We start from the raw sequence: 6,531 nt of genomic DNA, 5'->3' as shown, positions 1-6,531 counted from the left end.
GGCGTGGACACGGATATGGATGTGTCCCAATTCGATCTACACCTGATCGTCGGCGACACCTATAACGAATCGGGTGCACCCACCGGCATCCGCGGCTTCTTCACCTACGCCACCGACCTCTTCGACGCCACAACAGTGCAAGGCTTCGCAGACCGACTGGCGCGGGTCCTCGCGGCTGTGGTCGCCGACGTCAAAACTGTGGTCGGAGATATCGACCTACTCACCGAGACCGAGCGCACCGATGTGCTCTCGACGTGGAACGCGACCGGGCAGCGCGTCGACGATGGCGCGACCCTAGTCTCGCTGCTCGACGCGAGCGTGGCGGCCGACCCGCGCTCTGTCGCGCTCGTGGCCGATCTGCCGGATGGGGAGCGGGCCGAGCTGACCTACGCCGAACTCGATGTTCGGGTGAATCGTCTTGCGCGGTATTTGATTTCGGCGGGTGTGCGTCCGGAGTCGCGGGTCGGGTTGGCGTTGCGGCGATCGGTGGATCTGATCGTTGCGATGTATGCGGTGGCGAAGTCGGGTGGTGCGTATGTGCCGATCGATCCCGATCAAGCTGCTGAGCGCACGAGTTACATTCTCGAGTCCGCTGCTCCCGTGTGCGTGCTGACCAATACCGACGCGGAATTCGAGACGAATGCTGCGCCATTGGTGCGGATCGATGAACTCGAGCTCGAGGGGTTGGATAAGACACCGGTTACCGACGCCGATCGCGTGGCGCCCCTGCGTCCGCAGAACACGGCGTATGTAATTTTCACCTCGGGTTCGACGGGTCGCCCGAAGGGCGTGGCCGTGTCGCACGCGGCGATCGCGAATCAGTTGCAGTGGAAGAGGATCGAGTTCGGTCTCGATGCCGCCGATGCGATTTTGCTGAAGACGGCGGCGACATTCGATTTGTCGGTGTGGGAGTTCTGGTCGGCCGCGGTATGTCGTGGTCGTTTGGTGATCGCCGCACCGGATGGCCATCGTGATCCGTCGTACCTGAACGAGTTGATGGCGCGTGAGTGGGTGACCACCCTGCACGCGGTGCCCTCGATGCTCGACGCATTGACCACGAACGAGTTCCCGAATTCGCTATGGCGGGTGCTGGCCATCGGCGAGGCATTACCGGGCCCGCTGGCGCAGCGGTTCCTGCGGGAATACCCCCGTACCGAGTTGTTCAACTTGTACGGTCCGACCGAGGCGGCGGTGTCGATTACCAGTCACCAGGTGACCGAGGCCGACCAGGCGGCGGTGCCCATTGGTGCGCCGGAGTGGAACAGTCGGGTTTTTGTGTTGGATGCACGTTTGCGGCCGGTGCCGGTGGGTGTGTCCGGGGAGTTGTATTTGGCGGGTGCGCAACTGGCTCGTGGATATTTCGGTCGTGCGGATTTGACCGCGGATCGGTTTGTGGCGAATCCGTTCGAGTCCGGTGCTCGGATGTACCGAACCGGCGACCTGGTGGCATGGACTGGTTCCGGTGAGCTCGAATACCGGGGTCGCGCCGATTTCCAGGTGAAGATTCGTGGTTTCCGTATCGAGTTGGGTGAGATCGAGTCGGCGCTGCTGGCGTTGCCGGAGGTCGCGCAGGCGGCGGTGGTCGCGAAATCCGATCCGAAGACCGGTGATCGGCTTGTCGCGTACCTGGTTCCAGTCGAGGGCGCCCTCGATGTGGCGCGAGTGAAGACAGTCCTCGGTGCCGCTTTGCCGTCATACATGGTTCCCGGCGCTTTTGTCGAACTGGATGCTCTGCCGTTGAACGTGAACGGCAAGCTGGACCGTAAAGCGCTGCCGGAGCCGGAATTCGAAGCCAAGGTATTCCGTGCTCCCTCGACGCCGGTCGAGGAGATCGTCGCATCGGTGTACGGCGAAGTGCTCGGTGTGGAGCGTGTCGGCGTCGATGACGATTTCTTCGCCCTGGGTGGTAATTCGCTGCTGGCGACCCAGGTCGCAGCGCGTATCGGTGCGGCGCTGGATTCCCGTGTCCCCGTGCGCGCCCTTTTCGAAGCGGCGACGGTGGCCGGACTCGCGGCGAAGGTCGAGCAGCACGCGGGCAGTGGTGGGCACAACGCCCTTGTGGCCGGTCCGAGGCCGGAGCGGATCCCGTTGTCGCTGGCCCAGCAGCGCATGTGGTTCCTCAACCAGTTCGACACGGCGTCCTCGGTCTACAACATTCCCGTCGCCATCCGGCTCTCCGGCGTGCTGGATGTCGCCGCCCTGCAGCAGGCGGTCGAAGATCTGGTGGCACGCCATGAGATCCTGCGCACCATTTACCCGCAGACACCACTTGGCCCGGTGCAGCGCGTGCTAGCGCCGCACGAGGTGCCGATCCGGCTCGCGCTGAGCCGAATCGACCCGTCCGATCTCGGCGCCGGGGTGACCCGGGTGGTCTCCGCCGGCTTCGACGTCACCACCGAGGTGCCGTTCCGCGCCGAGCTGTTCGAGGTGGCCGCCGAGAACGCGGATGGCCCCGTCGAGCACGTGCTGGCGTTCGTCGCCCACCACATCAGCTCCGACGGCTGGTCCATGGGTCCGCTCACCAGGGACCTCGTGCTGGCCTACGGTGCGCGCAGCCGAGGCGAGATTCCGTCCCTGGCTCCGCTGCCGGTCCAGTACGCCGACTACAGCCTTTGGCAGCGCGGCGTGCTCGGGGCCGAAGACGACCCGGCCAGCCTGATCGCCCAGCAAGCCGAGTACTGGCGCACCACCCTGGCCGCCCTTCCGGACGAACTGCCGCTGCCGATGGATCGGCCCCGGCCCACTCTGGCCTCTTATCGCGGAGCCACGCTGGACTTCGCCATCGATGCGAACCTGCATGCCAGCCTCGATCGCCTTGCCCAGCAGCATAATTCGACACTGTTCATGGTGGTGCACGCAGCGCTGGCGGTGCTGCTGACTCGGCTGTCGGCCACCTCGGACATCGCCATCGGCACCCCGGTAGCGGGCCGCGGTGCGGCCGAACTCGACGACATGATCGGCATGTTCGTCAACACKYTGGTGCTGCGKACCGAGATCGATCCGGGCACGCCGTTCGACGCGCTGCTCGCCGAGGTCCGCCGGACCGACGTCGCGGCGTTCGGCCACGCGGATCTGCCCTTCGAGCGCTTGGTCGAGCTGCTCGATCCGGTTCGGTCGGCGGCACGTCATCCGCTGTTCCAGGTGATGCTCGTCCTGCAGAACCTCACGCCGACCGCGCTCGAGCTGCCCGGGCTCACCGTGTCCGGCATCGATCCGCAGGTGCATTCGGCCAAGTTCGACCTCCAGCTCACCCTCGCGGAACAGCCCAACGCACATGGCATTTCCGTGGCGGTCACCTACGCGACCGATCTGTTCGACGCCGCCACCGTGCAGGATTTCGCCGACCGGTTCCTGCGGATCCTCGCGGTGGTGGCGTCCGACCCCACCACGATCGTCGGCGACGTCGACGTGCTGGCCCCCAGCGAGCACGAACAGGTTCTGCACGGATGGAATTCGCCGGGCGCCTGGGTGCCGGGTACGACGCTGCCCGACCTTATCACCGAGCAGTCATGGCGGCGGCCGGACGCGATAGCGGTCCGTTTCGGTGATACCGCGCTGACCTTCGGTGCGTTGCAGCGTCGGGCGAACAGGGTGGCGCGTGCGTTGATTGCGCAGGGTGCGGGGCCGGAATCGTTGGTGGCGGTTGCGGTTGCGCGTACCGAGGAGTTGCCGGTCGCGCTGTTGGCCGTGCTGACGGCGGGTGCGGCGTATCTGCCGATCGACACCACGTACCCGGCGCAGCGTTTGGAGTTCATGCTCGCCGACGCCGCACCGGTCTGTGTGCTGACCACCGCGGACGAGCGCGACGGGGTGCCCACCGGCGATCTGCCCGTCGTGCTGCTCGCGGACGCGGAGACCTGGTCCGACGCCCCGATCAGCGACGCGGATCGCATCGCGCCGCTGCGGCCGGACAACCTGGCATATGTCATCTACACGTCGGGTTCCACCGGTGTACCCAAGGGTGTGGGTGTCGCACACCGCAACGTGGTGGAGCTGTTCGCGAATACCCAGCCGCTGTTCCGGTTCGACGAGAGCGACGTGTGGACGCTGTTCCATTCCTTCGCGTTCGACTTCTCGGTGTGGGAGCTGTGGTGCGCGCTGGTTCACGGCGGCTCGGTGGTCGTGGTCGACTACGTGACGTCGCGTTCGCCGGAACTGTTCCGCGAGTTGCTGATTCGCGAACAGGTCACCGTGCTGAACCAGACTCCGTCGGCGTTCTACCAGCTGGTGGAGTCCGGTCAGGCTTCTTCTGCCGCAGGCGATCTCGCGCTGCGCTACGTGGTGTTCGGCGGCGAGGCGTTGGACCTGCGCAAGCTCGGACGCTGGTACGAACGACACGGCCGTGCGACCCGTCTGGTGAACATGTACGGCATTACCGAGACGACGGTGCACGTTTCCTTCCTTCCGCTGGACGAGCAGGACACGCACAATCCGGCCAGCATCATCGGCCGGGCCATCCCCGGCCTGGACGCCTACGTCCTCGATCGGCGGCTGCACCCGGCACCCGTGCACGTGCCCGGCGAGATCCACGTGGTCGGTGCGCAGCTGTCCCGCGGCTACCTGGGCAGACCGGGTCTCACCGCGACCCGCTTCGTCGCGAACCCGTTCGGAGCGCCCGGGTCCCGGATGTACCGCACCGGCGATGTCGGCCGATGGCGGGGCGGAGAGGGACCGGCCGCACTGGAATACGCCGGACGCAGTGACCAGCAGGTGCAGCTGCGCGGCTTCCGCATCGAGCTCGGCGAGATCGAGTCGGCGCTGTTTCGCTGCACCGGCGTCGGCCAAGTGGTCGTGCTCGTGCGCTCCGACGACCGGTCCGGAGAGCGTCTGGTGGGCTATGTGGTGCCCGACGGTTCTGGTGGCATCGACCCGGTGAGCGTTCGTTCCGAGGCCGCCCAATTCCTGACCGGATACATGGTGCCGGACGCTGTTGTCGTGCTGGACGCGCTGCCGTTGACCCCGAACGGGAAACTCGACCGGAAGGCGCTGCCCGCGCCGGAGTTCGTCAGCGCGATCTCCTACCGCGCACCGGAGACGGCGACCGAACTGGCCGTGGCCGAGGCATTCGCCGACCTGCTCGGTGCAGAAAAGGTCGGCCTCGACGACGACTTCTTCGCCCTCGGCGGCAACTCGCTGCTTGCGGCGCGGGCCGCCACCCGACTCCGCGACGCCACCGGCGCGACGGTGAGCGTGCAGTGGTTCTTCACCGCCGCCACGGTGGCGGCCTTGGCCGCGCGCATCGACGCGGGCGGTGCCGAGGCCAACGCCGCACTGAACGTGCTGCTGCCGATTCGCGCGAGCGGCGCCGAGAACCCGCTGTTCTGCGTGCACCCGATGTACGGCCTGGCTTGGTCGTACGCGGGCCTTGCCTCATTCCTTCCCGCCGAGCAGCCGATCTTCGGCCTGCAGTCGCCCGCGCTGTCGGAGGATGGTGAGCTGCCCGGATCGCTGGCCGAGCTGGCGCAGCGCTATCTGAGCGAGATGAAAGCTGTGCAACCGCGCGGACCGTACCGGCTGCTCGGCTGGTCGCTCGGCGGGGTGCTCGCGCACGCCATCGCGACGAGGCTGCAAGACGAAGGCGAGCAGGTGACGTTGCTGGCCATGATGGACAGCCATCCGAATCCGGACGTCGTGGGCTTTCGCGCGGCGGTGCGCGGTGCACTGGCCGAACTCGGTCTCGGCGCGGGTCCGGCTGGAGCGGGCGACGAGGACGTCAACGAACTGAGCGACGAGGCGCTGGCCGCACTGCACGCCATGATTCCGGCGGAATTCGTCGCGGTGACCCCGGAGCGGCTGCGCCGGATCTACCGCAGCGCAGTCCGCTCGGCCGAGCTGATCGCCGAACATCGTCCAAAGGTCTTCCACGGCACGGTCGAGTACTTCAGCGCGGCCGTGGCAGACCCTGCCGACGAGCTGCGCGCCGCCGCGACAGACTGGCAGCCGTACGTGTCCGGCACGGTCGTCGACCGGCCGATCGAGGTCACGCACGCTCGGATGGCGACGCCCGAGGCGCTCGCCGCGCTCGGCCCGCAGCTGGCCGCACTGCTCGACCGTCGCACATAGCCGCGGACTGTCGACGTCGCCACCCGAATCGCGCGCCGACAGAGAATAATCACCCCCAGTCGTCACAAGCGGCTGTCCCCGCGATCCGACTCGCCACAGCCCTGGTCGCGCTCGGCATGCGTGTGTAGTCGGATTCGTAACGATCGGTGTGCGTAGGTTCGATGATCATCAGGCGGGGAAGCGTGATGTGCGGCAACAACTGACAACAACTGACGGGGTGAGGAATTTCATGGTTCGGGCGGTCCGGCAGCGGTGTGACGAGACTACGGAAGCGGTGCCGGCATGACACGCCAGGCCCGCGTGCGCCCGACCCGGACCCGGCGACCGAGGGTTACTACGCTTCCGCAGTTGTTGTCGGTGGCGGTTGAGGCGAATCCGTCGGGTGTTGCGGTGGTGTTTGCTGATGGTGTGGGTTCGGGGGGGTGTTTGAGTTATGCGGAGTTGGATGTTTGGTCGACTCGGTTGGCG

The 6,531-nt window shown here is 66.7% G+C and carries 1 protein-coding gene; it reads left to right on the top strand.

What is annotated here, in order from left to right:
- A partial coding sequence (locus tag AB4Z47_RS30230) for an amino acid adenylation domain-containing protein (protein ID WP_441956055.1) occupies positions 1-6,063 on the top strand: 6,063 nt, incomplete at its 5' end.
- Between the last annotated feature and the right edge of the window lie 468 nt (positions 6,064-6,531).

Origin of the sequence: Nocardia sp. 2TAF39, from assembly GCF_052114905.1 — a bacterium.
Taxonomy (GTDB): domain Bacteria; phylum Actinomycetota; class Actinomycetes; order Mycobacteriales; family Mycobacteriaceae; genus Nocardia.
This window is presented reverse-complemented; position numbering and strand designations above follow the sequence as displayed.